This window comes from Kocuria nitroreducens (genome assembly GCF_042879195.1).
In the GTDB taxonomy this organism is placed as follows: domain Bacteria; phylum Actinomycetota; class Actinomycetes; order Actinomycetales; family Micrococcaceae; genus Kocuria; species Kocuria nitroreducens.
On record NZ_JBHZTC010000011.1, the window covers coordinates 14,210 to 31,797 of the forward strand.

Annotated in this window: 16 protein-coding genes; 9 read left to right on the plus strand and 7 right to left on the minus strand. The window is 72.0% G+C overall.

The genetic code is table 11. The features are described from left to right. Positions 1 to 94 precede the first annotated feature (94 nt). From ACFYE1_RS09055 to ACFYE1_RS09095, 9 genes are all read left to right on the plus strand, one after another. Positions 95 to 1,618 carry a sugar ABC transporter ATP-binding protein gene (locus ACFYE1_RS09055; protein ID WP_387742008.1) on the plus strand — a complete coding sequence of 508 codons (1,524 nt, stop codon included), beginning with the start codon at positions 95 to 97 and terminating at the stop codon, positions 1,616 to 1,618. After that, positions 1,615 to 2,667 carry an ABC transporter permease gene (locus tag ACFYE1_RS09060; RefSeq protein WP_387742010.1) on the plus strand — a complete coding sequence of 351 codons (1,053 nt, stop codon included), beginning with the start codon at positions 1,615 to 1,617 and terminating at the stop codon, positions 2,665 to 2,667. The genes ACFYE1_RS09055 and ACFYE1_RS09060 overlap by 4 nt, the downstream gene beginning before the upstream one ends. Further along, positions 2,660 to 3,721 carry an ABC transporter permease gene (locus tag ACFYE1_RS09065; protein WP_387742012.1) on the plus strand — a complete coding sequence of 354 codons (1,062 nt, stop codon included), beginning with the start codon at positions 2,660 to 2,662 and terminating at the stop codon, positions 3,719 to 3,721. Before ACFYE1_RS09060 ends, ACFYE1_RS09065 begins: the two co-directional genes overlap by 8 nt. Before the next feature lie 59 nt (positions 3,722 to 3,780). Continuing rightward, positions 3,781 to 4,830, plus strand: coding sequence for a rhamnose ABC transporter substrate-binding protein (gene rhaS, locus ACFYE1_RS09070; protein WP_387742014.1), 1,050 nt, complete (start codon positions 3,781 to 3,783; stop codon positions 4,828 to 4,830). A gap of 101 nt (positions 4,831 to 4,931) precedes the next feature. After that, positions 4,932 to 6,416: an arabinose isomerase gene (locus tag ACFYE1_RS09075; RefSeq protein WP_387742016.1), complete on the plus strand. Its 1,485-nt coding sequence runs from the start codon at positions 4,932 to 4,934 to the stop codon at positions 6,414 to 6,416. Positions 6,417 to 6,457: 41 nt separating this feature from the next. Next, positions 6,458 to 6,841: an L-rhamnose mutarotase gene (locus tag ACFYE1_RS09080; RefSeq protein ID WP_387742018.1), complete on the plus strand. Its 384-nt coding sequence runs from the start codon at positions 6,458 to 6,460 to the stop codon at positions 6,839 to 6,841. After that, entirely contained in the window at positions 6,838 to 8,010 is a 1,173-nt protein-coding gene (rhaI, locus tag ACFYE1_RS09085; protein ID WP_387742020.1) for an L-rhamnose isomerase, read from the plus strand. The genes ACFYE1_RS09080 and rhaI overlap by 4 nt, the downstream gene beginning before the upstream one ends. Before the next feature lie 55 nt (positions 8,011 to 8,065). After that, on the plus strand, positions 8,066 to 10,123 hold the full coding sequence (locus ACFYE1_RS09090) for a bifunctional aldolase/short-chain dehydrogenase (RefSeq protein WP_387742022.1): 2,058 nt from the start codon (positions 8,066 to 8,068) through the stop codon (positions 10,121 to 10,123). 14 nt (positions 10,124 to 10,137) lie between these two features. Further along, positions 10,138 to 11,610 (plus strand): rhamnulokinase, encoded by a 1,473-nt coding sequence (locus ACFYE1_RS09095; protein ID WP_387742024.1) that lies wholly within the window; start codon positions 10,138 to 10,140, stop codon positions 11,608 to 11,610. Positions 11,611 to 11,632: 22 nt separating this feature from the next. Here ACFYE1_RS09095 and ACFYE1_RS09100 read toward each other — a convergent pair whose 3' ends face one another. The 7 genes from ACFYE1_RS09100 to ACFYE1_RS09130 all read right to left on the minus strand — a co-directional run bounded on the left by ACFYE1_RS09100 (position 11,633) and on the right by ACFYE1_RS09130 (position 17,586). Continuing rightward, positions 11,633 to 12,418, minus strand: coding sequence for a VOC family protein (locus tag ACFYE1_RS09100; protein ID WP_387742026.1), 786 nt, complete (start codon positions 12,416 to 12,418; stop codon positions 11,633 to 11,635). 136 nt (positions 12,419 to 12,554) lie between these two features. Next, entirely contained in the window at positions 12,555 to 13,670 is a 1,116-nt protein-coding gene (locus tag ACFYE1_RS09105; protein ID WP_387742028.1) for an NAD(P)/FAD-dependent oxidoreductase, read from the minus strand. A 71-nt stretch (positions 13,671 to 13,741) separates the two neighbouring features. Continuing rightward, on the minus strand, positions 13,742 to 13,948 hold the full coding sequence (locus tag ACFYE1_RS09110; RefSeq protein ID WP_387742030.1) for a hypothetical protein: 207 nt from the start codon (positions 13,946 to 13,948) through the stop codon (positions 13,742 to 13,744). 44 nt (positions 13,949 to 13,992) lie between these two features. Then, the gene (locus tag ACFYE1_RS09115) at positions 13,993 to 14,907 is read right to left on the minus strand and encodes an EamA family transporter (protein ID WP_387742032.1); all 915 of its coding nucleotides are present in this window, start codon (positions 14,905 to 14,907) and stop codon (positions 13,993 to 13,995) included. Between the two features lie 34 nt (positions 14,908 to 14,941). Beyond that, positions 14,942 to 15,814 (minus strand): N-acetylglucosamine kinase, encoded by an 873-nt coding sequence (locus ACFYE1_RS09120; protein ID WP_387742034.1) that lies wholly within the window; start codon positions 15,812 to 15,814, stop codon positions 14,942 to 14,944. A gap of 103 nt (positions 15,815 to 15,917) precedes the next feature. Further along, positions 15,918 to 16,139, minus strand: coding sequence for a hypothetical protein (locus tag ACFYE1_RS09125; protein ID WP_387742036.1), 222 nt, complete (start codon positions 16,137 to 16,139; stop codon positions 15,918 to 15,920). Positions 16,140 to 16,830: 691 nt separating this feature from the next. Beyond that, positions 16,831 to 17,586, minus strand: a complete 756-nt coding sequence (locus ACFYE1_RS09130; RefSeq protein WP_387742038.1) for a dienelactone hydrolase family protein — start codon at positions 17,584 to 17,586, stop codon at positions 16,831 to 16,833. Positions 17,587 to 17,588: the final 2 nt, after the last annotated feature.

The window sequence follows — 17,588 nt, forward strand, 5'->3', positions numbered from 1 at the left end:
ACCACATTACACCGTGTCTGTGATCTAGTTCACACATCTATTGAAACGATTTATAGAATGGCTCCCCGGCCTCGTCAGCAAAGGTGTGACAACCATGGAAGCAACAGCCCACGGCCAGGACGGTCCCGTCCTGGTCCTGCGCGGGGCGCTGAAGACGTTCGGTCCCGTCGTGGCTCTCGAGGACGGCAGCGTCGAACTCCGGTCCGGCGAGATCCACGCCCTGTGCGGTGAGAACGGTGCCGGGAAGTCCACGCTGGTGAAGATCCTGGCCGGCGTGCACGCCCCGGACGCCGGTGAGTTCACGGTCGGCGGGGAGTCCGTCTCGTTCCGGAGCGTCAGCGACAGCAAGGCTGCCGGTATCTCCGTCATCTACCAGGAGCCCACCCTGTTCCCCGATCTGTCGGTCGCGGAGAACATCTACATCGGCCGCCAGCCCAAGAACCGGCTCGGCCTTGTCGACTACGCCCGCATGCGCCGGGACGCGGCCGGGCTCTTCGACCGTCTCGGCGTGCGTCTGGATCCGGCTCGCACCGCCGAGGGCCTGTCCATCGCCGACCAGCAGATCATCGAGATCGCCAAGGCGATCTCCCTGGACGCGCAGGTCCTGGTGATGGACGAGCCCACGGCGGCCCTGTCCGGCAACGAGGTCGACCGCCTGTTCTCGGTCGCGCGCGCCCTGCGGGAGGCCGGTGCGGCGATCCTGTTCATCTCCCACCGCTTCGACGAGATCTTCGCGCTCTCCGACCGCATCACCGTCATGCGGGACGGCCGCTACATCGCCACCCACCGGACCGAGCGCACCAGCATCGAGGAAATCGTCCGGGACATGGTGGGCCGTGACATCGACGCCCTCTATCCCAAGCTCGACGCCGAGATCGGCGAGCCCGTGCTCACGGTCCAGGGGCTCGTCCGCCGCGGGGTGTTCACGGACATCGACTTCGAGGTCCGTGCCGGGGAGATCGTCGCCCTCGCCGGCCTGGTCGGTTCCGGGCGCACCGAGGTCGCCCGGGCCGTGTTCGGCATCGACGACTACGACGAGGGCGACGTGCATGTCGACGGCCGCCCCCTGAAGGCCGGCGACCCGAAGGCGGCCATCACCGCGGGCATCGGTTTCGTGCCGGAGGACCGGCGCAAGCAGGGCCTCGTCATGGATCTGTCGGTCGGCCGCAACGCGACCCTGACCTTGCGGGAGAAGTTCACGCGGATGGGGCTGATCAACGGTCGGGCGGAGTCCGCCGCGGCCCGGGAGTGGACCCAGAAGCTGCACGTGAAGACGGCTTCCCTGCACCAGCCGGTCGGCACCCTCTCCGGAGGCAACCAGCAGAAGGTGGTGCTGGCGAAGTGGCTGGCCACCGGACCGAAGCTGCTGATCATCGACGAGCCCACCAGGGGCATCGACGTCGGGACCAAGAGCGAGGTCCACCGCCTGATCTCGGAGCTCGCCACGGAGGGCATGGCCATCCTCATGATCTCTTCCGAGCTTCCCGAGGTCCTGGGCATGGCCGACCGCGTGCTGGTCATGCACGAGGGACGCATCGCGGCCGCCCTGGCCCGGTCCGAGGCCACTCCCGAAACCGTCATGCACGCCGCCACCGGAGCCACGGAGGACCACTCGTGAGCACACTCATGGACCAGCGACCGGATACGCCTCCCGCGCCGCGCGTCACCCACGGCGAGGGGGGCCGGTTCTCCCGGTTCCTGAGGCACCGGGAGCTGCCGGTCATCGTGGCACTCGTCGCCCTGGTGGCCTACACGAGCATCAACAACCCGGCGTTCCTGTCGCCGCAGGGCACGAAGGACCTGATGCTCAACGCCACCATCATGATCATCCTCGCCGCCGGGCAGGCCATGGTGATCATCACCCGCAACGTCGACCTCTCGGTCGGTTCCATGCTCGGCCTGGTGGCCTTCGGCACCGGAGCCCTGTTCTCGGCCATGCCCGAGGCGCCGATCGTGCTCGTGTTCCTGGCCGGGATCCTCTTCGGTGCGGTGCTCGGGGCCGTGAACGGCGCTCTGGTCACCCTGGCCAAGGTCCCCGCCCTGGTGATCACCCTCGGCACGCTGTACGTGTTCCGCGGTCTCAACAACGCCTGGGCCGGCGGCACCCAGTACTTCGCCGGGGACCGCCCCGCCGAGTTCGGCGCCCTGTCCGTCGACACCGTCCTGGGGATTCCCATCATCACCGTGCTCGCTCTCCTCGTGATCGTCGCCGTCGCGATCTTCATGGGCGGCACCCGGCCCGGACGGGATTTCTACGCCATCGGCTCGGACCCGGGCGCCGCCAAGCTGTTCGGGATCCCGGTCGAGCGACGGGTCTTCACGGTGTTCATCGCCAACGGCGCGCTGGCCGGCCTCGCCGGGGTCCTCTACGCCAGCCGGTTCAACGCCGTCGGGGCGACCACGGGGACCGGCCTGGAACTGGACGTGATCGCGGCGGCCGTGGTGGGCGGCGTGGCCATCTTCGGCGGCAGCGGCACCATTCTCGGCGCCGCCATCGGCGCCATGCTGCTCAACACCATCACGTCATCTCTGACCGCCCTGCAGGTGGACAAGTTCTGGCAGCAGGCCATCGTCGGCGTCCTCATCCTGACCGCCATCCTCATCGACCGCCTGGCCGGCCTGCGCCGGGCGAAGCACCTGCGTGAGAAGGAAGGACGACATGTCTGACACCGCCACCACCCCCACCGCCGAGCGCACCCCGCGGGCCACCGAGGAAGCATCCGGCGCCGGGCCGCGCTGGTGGACCGGGCGGGACGCCGTCATGATCTACCTGCTCGTGGCCTTCCTGCTCTTCGCCGGTCTCAGCATCCCGCGGTTCGCCTCACCGGTGACCCTCGGGTTCCTGCTGCTCGACGTCGTGCCCGTTCTGCTGATCGCCATGACGATGACTCTGATCATCGTGACCGGGGAGATCGACCTCTCGGTCGCCTCCATCGCAGGGATGACCAGTGCCGTGCTGGGTGTGCTGTGGGCCGGGGGCATGGGCATCGGGGCGGCCATCGCCCTGGCGATGCTGTGCGGGCTGGCCGCGGGGGCCCTCAACGGAGTGCTCATCGCCTATCTGGGGCTGCCCTCGCTGGCCGTGACCATCGGCACCCTCGCCCTCTACCGCGGTCTGGCCCTGGTCATCATCGGTGACAACGCCGTGGCGGACTTCCCGGTGGAGGTCACCTCGCTGGCCACCGCCCGGCTGGGGGCCACCGGCATCCCGCTCATCATGATCCCCGTCGTCGCCCTGGTCGTGGTGGTGGGTCTGGTGCTCCACAAGACTCCGTTCGGCCGCGGCCTCTACGCCATGGGTTACAGCACGGATGCCGCCCGGTTCGTCGGCATCAACGTCGAGCGCTCCAAGCTGCTGCTCTACCTGGCCAGTGGCCTGGTCTCCGCGGCCGCCGGGGTGTTCTGGACCTTCCGCTACACCAGCGCCCGCTCCGACAACGCCTCCGGACTGGAACTCATGGTCATCGCGGCCGTCCTGCTCGGCGGGGTCTCCATCTTCGGCGGCAAGGGAACCGTGCCCGGCGTCGTGGCCGGCGTGCTGCTGATCGGGTCCCTGAACTACGCCCTGCGCCTGGACCGGGTCTCGGAGGTCGTCCTCATCACCGTGACCGGGCTGCTCCTCATCGCCTCGGTCGTCGCCCCGAGCGTCGGCGCGGCCATCGGCCGGTGGCGGCACTCCCGCGGACTGCAGAAGCAACTGGCCCGGCCGACCGCCTCCTGACCACCGTATTCACCCACTCATCCCGCCGGATCCTGCCCCGGCACAGAAAGGACACCACCATGTTCACCACACGAGTTCGAGCCCGACGCACCACCGGCCTGATGGCCCTCGCGACCGCAGGAGCCCTGAGCCTTTCCGCCTGCGGCGGATCCGAGGGCGGCGGCGAAGGCGGCGGGGAGGCCGTCTCCGACGCCGCGATCACCTTCATCCCCAAGCAGCTGAACAACCCCTACACCGATGTCGTGCTCAATGGGGGCGAGGAAGCCGCCGCGGAGGCGGGCTTCGCCGAGGCCAACATCGTCGGTCCGCTGGACGCCAGCGCCTCCAGCCAGGTCACCTTCATCAACGCCGAGAGCCAGGCCGGCACCGACGCCATCGCCATCGCAGCCAACGACCCCGACGCCGTCTGCGGCGCCCTGGGCCAGGCCAGCGAGGCCGGTGCCAAGATCGTGGCCTTCGACTCCGACACCAACCCGGACTGCCGGGACCTGTTCGTCAACCAGGTCAACGCCAAGGATGCCGCACTCGTCCAGCTCGAGATGATCTCCGAGCAGATCGGCGGCGAGGGCAAGATCGCCATCCTCTCCGCGACCGCCAACGCCACCAACCAGAACGAGTGGATCCGGTACATGGAGGAGGAACTCGCCTCCAACCCCGAGTACGAGAACATCGAACTCGTCGCCAAGGTCTACGGCGACGACGAGGACAACAAGTCCTTCCAGGAGGCGCAGGGACTCCTCCAGGCCCACCCGGACCTCGACGGCATCATCTCCCCCACCACGGTCGGCATCGCCGCGACGGCCCGCTACCTCTCCACCTCGGAGCACAAGGGCGATGTGGCCCTGACCGGCCTCGGCCTGCCGAACGAGATGCGGTCCTTCGTCAAGGACGGCACCGTCACCGAGTTCGCCCTGTGGGACCCCGCCCAGCTCGGCGCCGTGACCGCCCAGGCCGCCAAGGCCCTCGTCGAGGGCACCATCACCGGTGAGGCCGGGGAGACCTTCACGGCCGGTGAGCTCGGTGAGCGCACGGTCGAGGAGGGCGGCGTCGTGGTCGTCGGCCCGCCCACCAGGTTCAACGCGGAGAACATCGACGACTACGACTTCTAGGCCCGGGCGCTCCGGGGCAGGGACCCCTTCCCTGCCCCGGAGCCCTGATCCACCAGCCCCTCGACGCCGACCGGCGGCATCCGCCGGACCAGGAGGTCACGATGTCCGTACCCGCCAACCGCTCGGTCACCACCGCCAAGGCCGAGCTCGACGCCCCCGGCTCCGGGCTGGCGCCCCTCGGCGTGCGCCGCAGGACCCGGATCGGCCTGGTCTCGGGCGGACTCGGCGCCTACTGGCCCCAGTTCCCCGCCCTGCTGCCCCAGCTCGAGAACTCCACGGCCTTCGTGACCCGGCGTTTCCAGGAGCAGGCCGCCGAGGTTGTCGATGCCGGGTTCGTCTCCGACGAGCGTGAGTCGGCCGTCGCTGCGGAGACGTTGCGCGCCGCCGACTGCGACCTGATCGTCATGTTCCTGACCACCTACCTGACCAGCTCCATGGTCCTGCCCATCGCCCAGCGCTCCTCCACCCCGGTGCTCGTGATCGACCTGCAGCCCACGGAGGCGATGGACCACGCGAGCTTCGACACCGGGCAGTGGCTCGCCTACTGCGGTGCGTGCCCCGTGCCCGAGGTCGCCAACGCCTTCCGGCGGGCCGGCATCCCCTTCCGCTCCGTCTCCGGGCACCTGCGGCAGGAGTCGGCCTGGGCCCGGATCGACCGGTGGGTGGCCGCCGCCGGAATCAGGGGACGGCTGCGGAGCGCCCGCCACGGACTGATGGGCCACCTCTACCCGGGCATGCTTGACGTCTCCACCGATCTCACCGCCGTCTGGGCGACGTTCGGGTCCCACGTCGAGGTCCTGGAGTTCGACGACCTGCGGGAACGCGTCGCCGAGGTCGACCCGGAACAGACCCGCGAGCGGGTCGAGCTGGCCCGCCAGGTGTTCACCCTCGACGATTCGGTCGACGAGAACGACCTTGCCTGGGCGGCCCAGGTCTCCGTGGGCCTGGACCGGCTCGTGCAGGACTTCGACCTCGACTCGCTGGCGTACTACCACCGTGGGCTGGCCGGAGAGCTCCACGAACGGCTGGGAGCGGGCATGATCCTGGGCGCCTCGCTGCTCACCGCACGCGGAGTTCCCGCAGCGGGGGAGTACGAGCTGCGCACCTCGATCGCCATGCTGGCCGCCGAGACCATCGGTGCGGGAGGCTCCTTCACCGAGATCCAGGCACTGAACTTCCGCGACGACGTCGTGGAGATGGGCCACGACGGGCCGGCCCACCTCGGCGTCTCCGCCCGGCACCCGCTGCTGCGCGGTCTGGGGGTCTACCACGGCAAACGCGGGTGGGGCGTGTCCGTGGAGTTCGACGTCCGGCGCGGGCCCGTCACCGCGTTCGGCATCGGGCTGGACCGTGACGGCTCCCACGCGTTCATCACCTCGGAGGGCGCGGTCGTGGACGGACCGCTGCTGCAGATCGGCAACACCACCTCCCGGGTGGACTTCGGTGGTGACCCCGGACTCTGGGTCGACGCGTGGAGCCGGACCGGCATCGGCCACCACTGGGCGCTGTGCATCGGTCACCGCGCCGCCGACTTCGGGGCCGCCGCCTCCCTGCTCGGCCTCGAGCACCGCCACGTCACCCTCTGATCGCGCCGCGCCCCGTCCCCACCACCGAACAGGAGCCCCCCATGGAACGCGTCTGCTTCAAACTCCAGGTCAAGCTGGAGCACCTCGCGGAGTACACCCGCCGCCACGCCCAGGTGTGGCCGGAGATGCTCCGTGCGCTGAAGGACACCGGGTGGCACAACTACTCGCTCTTCCTCGGGGAGGACGGACTGCTGATCGGCTACCTGGAGACCGAGGACCTTGCCGCCGCCCGGGCCGGCATGGAGGCCACGGAGGTCAACGCCCGGTGGCAGGCAGAGATGGCCCCGCTCTTCGAGGACCTCGACGTCCCGCCCGACCAGGGATTCCTCCGGCTGGCCGAGATCTTCCACCTCGAGGACCAGCTCGCCGCCCCGCCCGCAGTACAGGCCCGCACCGACGACCCGCACACAGGAGACTTCTCATGACCACCACGCTTCCCACCTCCGTCCAGGACCGGCTGGCCCATCAGGCCGTCGAGGTCCCCTCGTGGGCCTTCGGCAACTCGGGCACCCGGTTCAAGGTCTTCGGCACGCCGGGCACACCGCGCACACCCGAGGAAAAGATCGCCGACGCGGCCGTGGTGCACCGCCTGACCGGCCTGGCGCCGAAGGTGGCGCTGCACATCCCGTGGGACAGGGTCGACGACTTCGGCGCCCTCCGCCGCCACGCCGAGGACCTCGGCGTGGCCATCGGGACGATCAACTCCAACACCTTCCAGGACGACATCTACAAGTTCGGCTCGCTCACCCACGTGGACCCGTCCGTGCGCAGCACGGCGATCGAGCACCACCTGGAGTGCCTCGAGGTCATGGACGCCACCGGGTCGAAGGACCTGAAGATCTGGCTCGCCGACGGCACCAACTACCCCGGCCAGGGAGACATCCGGGGCCGCCAGGACCGGCTCGCCGAGTCGCTGCAGACGATCTACGACCGGCTCGGCGAGGACCAGCGCATGGTGCTGGAGTACAAGTTCTTCGAACCGGCGTTCTACCACACCGACGTACCGGACTGGGGTACCAGCTACGTGCACTGCGCCGCGCTCGGCCCCAAGGCCACCGTCTGCCTCGACACCGGACACCACGCCCCGGGCACCAACATCGAGTTCATCGTCGCCCAGCTGCTGCGGCTCGGGAAGCTCGGCTCCTTCGACTTCAACTCCCGGTTCTACGCCGACGACGACCTCATCGTCGGCGCGGCGGACCCGTTCCAGCTCTTCCGCATCATGGTCGAGGTGGTCCGCGGAGGAGGACTCGACCCCGAGACCGGTGTGGTGTTCATGCTCGACCAGTGCCACAACGTGGAGGAGAAGATCCCCGGCCAGATCCGTTCCGTCCTCAACGTCCAGGAGATGACCGCCCGCGCGCTGCTGCTGGACCGCGCGGCACTGACAGCGGCCCAGGACGCCGGGGATGTGCTCGGCGCCCACCAGATCATGATGGACGCCTTCTACACCGACGTCCGGCCCGCCCTGGCCACCTGGCGGGAGTCTTGCGGCCTGCCCGCCGACCCGATGGACGCCTACGCGACCTCCGGCTACGGGGAGTCCATCGCCGCCGACCGCGTCGGCGGCGCCCCGGCCGGCTGGGGCGCCTGAGCCGCCTGTCGCACCACTCCCTGACGCACACCCACCGAACACGAGGAATTCCGCCATGACCCACTCCGATGTCGACACCACGCACTCCGTCGTCGCCGACCTCATCGCCCGCTCCCACCGACTCGGCGCGGACCCGAAGAACACCAACTACGCCGGCGGGAACACCTCCGCCAAGGGCGTCGCGGCCGACCCCGTCACGGGCGAGGGCGTGGAGCTGCTGTGGGTCAAGGGCTCCGGCGGAGACCTCGGCACCCTGACCGAGAAGGGCCTGGCCGCGCTGCGGCTGGACCGGCTGAGGGCCCTCGCGGACGTCTACCCCGGTGTCGAGCGGGAGGACGAGATGGTGGCGGCCTTCGACTACTGCCTGCACGGTAAGGGCGGGGCGGCCCCGTCGATCGACACAGCCATGCACGGCCTGGTCGACGCCGCGCACGTGGACCACCTGCACCCCGACTCCGGCATCGCGGTGGCCACCGCCGCCGACGGGGAGCGGCTCACCGGCGAGGTCTTCGGCGGGAAGGTCGTGTGGGTGCCCTGGCGCCGCCCCGGCTTCCAGCTGGGTCTGGACATCTCGGCGATCAAGGACGCGAACCCGCAGGCGATCGGCTGCGTCCTCGGCGGGCACGGCATCACCGCTTGGGGCGAGAGCAGCGAGGAGTCCGAGCAGAATTCACTGTGGATCATCCGCACCGCCGAGCAGTACATCGACCAGCACAGCCGGTCCGATCCCTTCGGCCCGGTCCTGGACGGCTATCAGCCCCTGCCGGAGGAGCAGCGCCGGGCCAAGGCCGCTGCCCTGGCGCCCGTGATCCGCGGGCTCGCCTCGCACGACCGCCCGCAGGTGGGCCACTGGACCGACGACGCCCGGGTGCTGGAGTTCCTCGCCGCGGCCGAGCACCCGCGCCTGGCCGCACTCGGCACCTCCTGCCCGGACCACTTCCTGCGCACCAAGGTCAAGCCCCTGGTCCTGGACCTGCCCGCCGATGCCTCGGTCGAGGACTCGGTCGCCCGGCTGAAGGAGCTGCACGAGGCCTACCGCGCCGACTACCAGGCCTACTACGACCGCCACGCCGGCCCGGATTCGCCCGCGATCCGCGGGGCGGACCCGGCGATCGTGCTGGTCCCCGGTGTCGGAATGTTTTCCTTCGGCAAGGACAAGCAGACCGCCCGGGTCGCCGGGGAGTTCTACCTCAACGCCGTCAACGTCATGCGCGGGGCGGAGGGCGTCTCCACCTACGCGCCGATCGACGAGGCCGAGAAGTTCCGCATCGAGTACTGGGCCCTGGAGGAGGCCAAGCTCCAGCGCCTGCCCGCGCCCAAGCCGCTGGCCACCCGCATCGCCCTGGTGACCGGTGCGGCCTCAGGCATCGGCAAGGCCATCGCCACCCGCCTGGCCGCCGAGGGCGCCTGCGTGGTCATCGCCGACCTGGACGCGGACAAGGCCCAGGCGGCGGCCGCGGAGCTCGGCGGGACCGACGTGGCCGTCGGGGTCGCCGTCGACGTCTCGGACGAGGCCGCCGTGCAGGCTGCGATCGCCGACGCCGTCCTCGCCTTCGGCGGGCTGGACCTGGTCGTCAACAACGCCGGCCTGTCGCTGTCGAAGCCCCTGCTGGAGACCACGGAGGCCGACTGGGACCTTCAGCACGACGTCATGGCCAAGGGCTCCTTCCTGGTCTCCAAAAACGCGGCCCGGGTGCTCATCGCCCAGGAGCTGGGTGGGGACATCGTCTACATCTCCTCGAAGAACGCGATCTTCGCCGGACCCAACAACATCGCCTACTCCGCCACCAAGGCCGACCAGGCGCACCAGGTCCGGCTGCTGGCCGCCGAGCTGGGCGAGCACGGCATCAAGGTCAACGGCATCAACCCCGACGGCGTGGTGCGCGGCTCCGGGATCTTCGCCGGCGGCTGGGGCGCCAAGCGCGCGGCCGTCTACGGCGTGCCCGAGGAGGAACTGGGCGCGTACTACGCCCAGCGCACCCTGCTCAAGCGCGAGGTCCTGCCCGAGAACGTCGCCAACGCGGTGTTCGCCCTGTGCACCGCCGACTTCTCCCACACCACCGGACTGCACGTGCCCGTCGACGCCGGCGTGTCCGCCGCCTTTCTCCGGTGAGCCCGGTGAGCCCGGTGAGCACCACCGCGGCGGTCGCCGCCGTCGACCTGGGGGCCACCAGCGGTCGCGTGATCCTCGGCGGCCTGGTGGACGGGCGGCTCCGCCTGCGCCACGCGGCCCGCTTCCCCAACCAGCCCGTGCGCCTGCACGACGGGGACCGAGCCGGGCTGCACTGGAACATCACCGAGCTCCACCGGTGCCTGACCGCGGGACTGGCCCAGGCCCTGCAGGGCGAGGACGACGTCGTCTCCATCGGCGTCGACTCCTGGGCGGTGGACTACGCCCTGCTGCGGGACGGCCGGATGCTCGGGGTGCCCTACCACTACCGGGACGAGCGCACCAACGCCGGGGTGGCAGCCGTGCACGGGCAGGTGGGCCCGGAGGAGCTCTACGCCCGCAACGGCCTGCAGCACCTGCCGTTCAACACGGTCTTCCAGCTCGCCGCCGACCGGGCCGCCGGGGACCTGGACGTGGCCGACCGGGCCCTGCTGATCCCCGACCTGATCGCCTACTGGCTCACCGGGCACCAGGTCGCCGAGACCACCAACGCCTCCACCACCGGACTGCTCGACGCCCGCACCCGGCAGTGGGACACCGCCCTGATGGAGGAACTGGGCATTCCTGCGGGCCTCCTCGCTCCCGTGGTGCTGCCCGGCACCAGGATCGGGGCCCTGCTGCCGGGTGTCGCGGCCGAGCTCGGCGCCGCATCGGACCTGCCGGTCACCGCGGTCGGCTCCCATGACACCGCGTCGGCGGTGGTCGCCGTGCCGACGAGGGAGGACAGCGCCGCCTTCATCTCCTCCGGCACGTGGTCGCTGGTGGGCGTGGAGCTGGACTCGCCCGTGCTCACACCCGAGAGCCGGGCGGCGAACTTTACCAACGAGGGCGGGGTGGACGGCCGGGTGCGCTACCTGAAGAACGTGTCCGGGCTGTGGCTGCTCACCGAGTCCATGCGCACCTGGGAGGGACCCGGGGGCACCGACGCCCAGCGCAGCAGCGACCTCGCGGTCCTGCTCGCCGAGGCCGCCGCCGTGGCCCGGTCCGTGCCCGTCTTCGACGCCACCGACGACCGCTTCACCGCCCCGGGGGACATGCCCGCCCGCATCACCGCCTGGTGCCGGGAGCACGACGTCGAGCCCCCGCGCACCCGCGCCGAGGTGGTGCGCTCCATCCTGGAGTCGCTGGCCGTGGCCTACGCCACCACGATCGAGCAGGCCGAACGGCTCTCCGGCCGGACCATCCGCACGGTGCACATCGTGGGCGGCGGGTCGCAGAACGCCCTGCTGTGCCAGCTCACCGCCGACCGCACCGGCTGCACCGTCCACGCCGGACCCGTGGAGGCCACCGCCATCGGCAACGTCCTGGTCCAGCTGCGGGCCGCCGGCATCGTCTCCGGCACCCTGGAGTCCCTGCGGGACCTCGTGGCCCGGAGCTTCGAGCCCGTCCGCTACGTCCCGCGGGCGCTCAGCCCCACCCGCGGGACGTAGCGGACCGGACGGTCCCCACCGTCTACATCTCCTCCTTCGGGGACATCACCACGAAGACCTCCCGGTCGGGTCCGGCGACGACCGCCATCCGTCCGTACTCGAAGTCGAAGGGCTCCTGGTCGACCGACCCCCCGGCCTCGCGCACGCGCTGCACGGCGGCGTCGACGTCCTCGACCTGGAACGCGACCGACCAGCCGGGCTGGGCGTCACCGGCCTTGGGGTCGAGACCGCCGATCCCGCCGGCCGGCATCTGTCCGCCGGGAACGGTGAACAGGGCGTAGGACATCGTGTCGTCGCCGATGTCCTGGTACGTGTAGCCGAAGACCGCGGCGTAGAAGCCCTGGGCGACCGCGGGATCGGCCGTCATGAGGTCGCACCAGGTCACCGCGCCGGGCTCCCCGTACGCGCCGAAGCCGGTGTGCTCGTGGGCCTGCCACATGCCGAAGTCCGCCCCGGTGCGGTCGACCCACATCCCCATGGAACCGAAGGGCCCGACCTCCATGGGCTCGTGCACCGGGGTGGCCCCGGCCTCGACCGCCCGGGCGGCGTGGGCGGAGATGTCCTCGGTGGCCAGGTAGACCGACCACACGTGCGCGGCGTTCTCCAGGCCCTCCATGGTGGGGGAGAGCCCGGCGACGGTCCGCCCGTCGAGCAGGGCGTTGCAGTAGCCGCCGTACTCGGGCTGGGAGTCGCTGAAGGTCCAGCCAAGCACGTCGCGGTAGAAGGCCTGGGTGCGGTCCAGGTCGGAGGCCATCAGGTCCACCCAGCAGGGGGAGCCGGCCGGCCAGGGTTCGGTGTGCGTGGTCATGACGAGGGTCCTTCCGGGAAGCGGGTGCAACGGTGCCGCCGGCGGTCTGCTGCGAGGTCCGGAACCCGGACACGGCGCGCTGTGAGCTCCGACACGTTCCAGGCTAGGGCTTCGCTCGGACGCGCTAACCCCCCGCTCAGCCGCCCGAACGCCCCAGACGCTCCTCGTGGTGGAGGTGGCCGGGGACCGTGCCGCTCAGCACGGTCTCCGCGAGCGCCTCGCCGAGCGCGGGGGCCTGCTTGAACAGGTTGTGCCCGGCCAGGGCGGTGAGCCCGTCCTCGGACCAGATCCCCACGCCGTCGTCGCCCCACGGCAGCCGGGTGACCCAGCAGTGCACGTGGTCGACCGGGCGCGGGTCCAGTCCGGGCAGGGCGCGCCGCACGTAGGCCACGGTCCGGTCGGCCAGGGCGGCGAGTGCGGCGGGATCGGCGAGGCCGCCGTCCGCGTGAGCGGGTGTGTCCCCGCTGAGCCCCACGGAGAAGTGGTGGCCGTCCGGATACGGCGCCGCGTACACGCCCGTCTCCCCGAAGGCCCCGCTGCCGTCCTGGAGGGTCGGGAGGCCGCGGCCGGACGCCGCACCGCCACGGGCCCCGCCGTCGGTCGGCGCGAAGGTGAGACGGACGTGCGCGCCGACCTCCACGGGCAGGTCGAGCCCGGCGCCGCGGGCCAGCGGGGCGGTGCCGCGGCCGGCGCACAGCACCACGTGGTCGTAGGTCTCGCAGGTGGTCCCGGTGCGCACCTCCACCGACCGGGCGTCCGTGCGCCGCACCGAGAGCACGTGCTCGCGCAGCAGGGACTCCTGGAGCCGGTGCGCCAGCGCCGCGACGGCGGCGAGAGTGCGGATGGCGCCGCCGTGGACGTCGAGCATCGCGGGGCCGGCCCAGCCGGCGAGCAGCGGCAGCCGGTCGTGCAGCTCTTCGGGCGAGAGGCGCCGCACAGGGACGTCGGTGTACGGCTCGAGGGTGCGGAGCTTGTCCTCGACGCCGACCCCGATCGCCACGGCGCCGTCGGGGGAGACCAGCTCGACGCCGAACTCCTGCTCCCACTCCCGCCACAGGGCCCGGCTGCGGGCGACGAGCGCCACCAGCCGGGGGTCCTCGTGGGCGTGCCGGAAGATCCGGCCCTGCCCGGCGGACTGCCCGCCGCCCGGCGGCCCGGACTCGTAGAGCGTGACGTCGGCGCCGCGCGCTCGCAGGGCGTGCGCAGCGGCGAGGCCCACGATGCCCGCGCCGACCACGGCCGTGCGGGTCACCGGTGTGCTCCGGGGGCGCTCGTCATGCCGTCCGAGGACTCCAGGCGTCCGGGAGCTCGGTCACCGGGCGCTCAGCCGTCCTGCTCGGGGTCGGTGCTCTCGCCGAGGATGTCGTCGAAGGCCTCCCGCACGGCCTGCCGGGTGGCCAGGCGCACGCTCGCGGCGCCCTGCTTGTCCGCGGTGTCGGCGTCGGCGATGTTCCTGCGCTCCTCGCGCTCCTGCTCCAGGGCGTGGTCGCGGGCAGAGCGGATGCGGTCCATGATCTCGTTGGCTTCCATGGAACCATCCCATCACGGACGTCCGACATTGAACAGGGGGCTGATCATCGCCCCGGCGGCACGGGGTCCCCCGTGGTGTCCGCCGTGAGCTCGGGCGTGCCCCCGCCCACCATGACCACGGCGCTTGCGGCCACCACCAGGGCCATGCCCACGAGCTGCAGGCCGGCGAGCGCCTGGCCGAGCACCAGCAGTCCCGCGAGCGCCGCGACGGCGGGCTCCAGGCTCAGCAGGATCCCGAAGACCTTGGGCGGGATGGCCCGCAGCGCCAGCAGCTCGAGGGAGTAGGGGACCACGGAGGAGAGCATCGCGATCCCCACCCCGGCGCCCAGCACGCCCCACGTCAGGGCGGGGGTGTGCGCGGTGAGGACGCCCACGGGGGTGACCAGGGCGGCGGCCACCACCAGGGCCACGGCGAGGCCGTCCAGCTGGTCGAAGTGCCGGCCCGCGGACCGGCTGCCCAGGATGTACGCGGCCCAGCCCGCACCGGCCAGTGCCGCCCACGCGATGCCGGTGAGGTCGAGCTCCGCCCACGGCACGGTGAGCGCCTGGGAGATGAGCACGATCCCGCACAGCGCCGCAGCCACGGCGAGGACGTCCCGGGGGCGGCGTGAGAGCACCGCCGAGAGGGTGAGCGGGCCCAGGAACTCGATGGTCACGGCCACGCCCAGCGGCAGGGTGGCCAGCGACTGGTAGAACGCGAAGTTCATGCCGGCCAGGGCCGCGCCGAAGAACAGTCCGGAGCGCCACGCCTCCCGGCTGCGGCCGCGCAGCCGCGGCCGGATGACGGCGAACATGATCGCCGCGCTGAAGATCAGCCGCATGGTCACGGTGGCGGACGCCCCGATGAGGGGCACCAGAACGCCGGCGAGGGCGCTGCCGAACTGGACGGAGACGACGGCGGCCAGCACGTAGAGGGTCGGGCGCAGTCCTGGGCCGCGGGCGGGAGCGAGGGTGGTCACCCGTTCAGGGTAGAGCTCCGACGCGGCTCCTCCGTCATCGCCGGTCGGCGAGGGAGGGTGCGCCGTGCACGGGATCGCGGTCGAGCACCCGCAGCTCCCCGAGCCCGCGGGTCGCGGCGGCCTCCTGCAGCCGGTGCCGCAGCAGCGGCTGGTGCCGTGCCAGGCCGCCGCCCACCACCACCGGGCCGGTCAGTTCCAGCCGCCGGGACACGGTGGCGGCGAGGTCGGCCAGCGCGCCGGCCGCGCGGTCCACCAGCTGCAGGGCGTCGTCGTCGTGCGCCGCGGCCTCGAAGGCGACCCGGGAGAGCCCGGCCCAGAACCCGCGGTCCGTGCGGCCGTGGAACCGCTCGATGAGCGCACCGGGCTCGGTGAGCCCGCAGTGAGCCAGCACGGACCGGTCCAGGGCGTCGGATCCCAGCCCGTCGTCGAGCCGGGCGAGGGCGCGGCGCACGAGCTCGCGGCCCAGCCAGTAGCCGCTGCCCTCGTCGCCCAGCAGGTGCCCCCAGCCGCCGGCGCGGGCCTCCCGGCCGTCCGGGGCAGCGCCCCAGGCGGCGGAGCCGGTGCCGGCGATGACCGCGATGCCGGTGCTGCATCCGCCGGCGGCCAGGACCAGCCGGGTGTCGTGCACGACGACGATCCGCGCCGCACCCGTGTGGGGGGCGATGAGCGCGCGCAGCGCCTCGGCGTCCGCGGGTGTGTCGACGCCGCCCGCTCCCGCCACGACCACGTCCGCGGCGGCGGCGCCCAGTTCGCCGAGGACGCCCGCCAGAGCGCGGGAGGCCTCTCCGGGACTGACGTTCTGCACGTTCGCGCTGCCGCCGACCGCCTCCTGCACCGGGTGGCCGCCCTCGGCCCGCAGGCCGTGGGTCGTGGTGCCGCCGATGTCCAGGCCGATGAGGATGCTCATGGTCCCATCCTGCCGTGCGCGGCCGGACGGGCCCAGGGCACGACGACGCCCGACCGGGTGCCGGTGCGAACCGGCCCGATCGGGCGTCGTGGACCGTGTCCGGTCAGGCCGCGAGGGCCAGGGGTGCGGGGCGCAGGCGGCAGCCCTCGAAGGTGAACAGCCGGCGGACGCCGGTGCCGGCCTCGAGGATCCACAGCACCCCCAGGGGGTGCGAGACCTGCCCCACGGTGCCGACGCAGCTCTCGTAGAACTCGTCCCAGATCTCCAGCCGGTCGCCGGGCTGGATCTGGCTCAGGTCGGTCATCCACTTCTCAGCAGCGGTCATGACGCCACCTCCCATCTTGATTTTCGTCTGTGTGTCCTTCCATGGTGCACTGTCCGGGCGACCTGTGCGGTCACCCGGATTTGACAAACGGCCCGGGCGTCTTGACCTTGGTCACACCCTCCTCCGGTCGGCAACCTGCACGGGTTGTCCGGGGGGCGTTGCGGGGGGCGTTCTGTGACGGCCGTCCCGGCGGAGCGCGTGAAAAACAACACGTCGCGAATTCCGCGTCCCAGGTCGTCATCCGTGTCACCGGCGTCCGCCGGCGCCCTCGCGGTGACGGGGCCCACGCGTGGACCTCCCGGCCCGGCGCCGCTGGGGTCGAAGACGGGAGCGGTCCTGCGGCTGCGCTCCGCGCTGGCGCGGCTGCACCCCGACACCCGGCTGGGTGCCCTCCTCCAGCGGGCGCCCGGCCGGGACGTCCGCGGCGCCGTCGTGGTGGCCACCCGTCAGCTGGGCCCCCCGCGCTGGTCGCGATGGTCACCATCGCCCGCACCACGTCCCACGGGGGGATGACCGACGAACTGGCCTGCACCTCGGCCGGCGCCGGCGCCGCCTGGACGCTCGTGGCCCGGCCGTCGGGGCGTTCGGGACCTTCGTCACCGGATCGGCGACCGCCTCCGTCGTGCTCTTCACGGAGCTCCAGGCCACCACCGCCGAGGCGGTGGGGCGCCCCGGAGCCGCCCCGAAGGGCTCAGCCGGTGGGTTCCTGCGGGTCGTCCGGGCCGGTCTGCTCCCGCAGGTGCCGGTCGAAGAACGCCACGATCCGGCGCCGGGCGTCCTGGGTGGCCGGATCGTCGTAGGCGGTGCGGCTGAACCGGCCGAGCACCCGCAGCATCGGGGAGAGGTCCTCGGGGTCGTGGTCGTTCATGAAGCCGTGGCCCACGCCGGGGTAGATCCTGATGTCGTGCTCCACCCCGGTCTCCGTGAGGATGCCCTCCAGGCGGCGGCCGGCGTCGGCGCCCAGGGGCGTGGTGTCCGCCCCGCCGTAGCTGCCCACGATCGGGCAGACGCTCGGAAGCCACTGCTCGGCGCCCTCGGGGCACCCGCCGTAGTTCGTGCTCGCGGCCGAGAACCCGTGCCCGGCGGCGAGCGCGAGCGCGTAGCCGCCGCCCATGCAGAAGCCGATGACCCCGATCCGGCCGGTGCAGTCTGGGCGCGCCGCGAGCCAGGACCGGGCCGCCTCGACGTCGTCGAACGTGCGCCCCCGGCGGGCCCCGACGTCCTTCATGAGCGTGCGCAGGCAGCGGAGCCGGCTGCCCCGGTGGAAGAGGTCCGGGGCCACGGCGAGGAACCCCTCGCCCGCGAGCCAGTCCGCCTGGTGGCGCAGGTCCTGGCTCATCCCGGTGACGTCGTGCACGAGCACCACACCGGGCCAGGGCCCCGGGCCGTCGGGCACCGCCACGTGGGCGGGCATCTGCCCGTGGTCCGTGGCGACGGCGTCGCTCATGA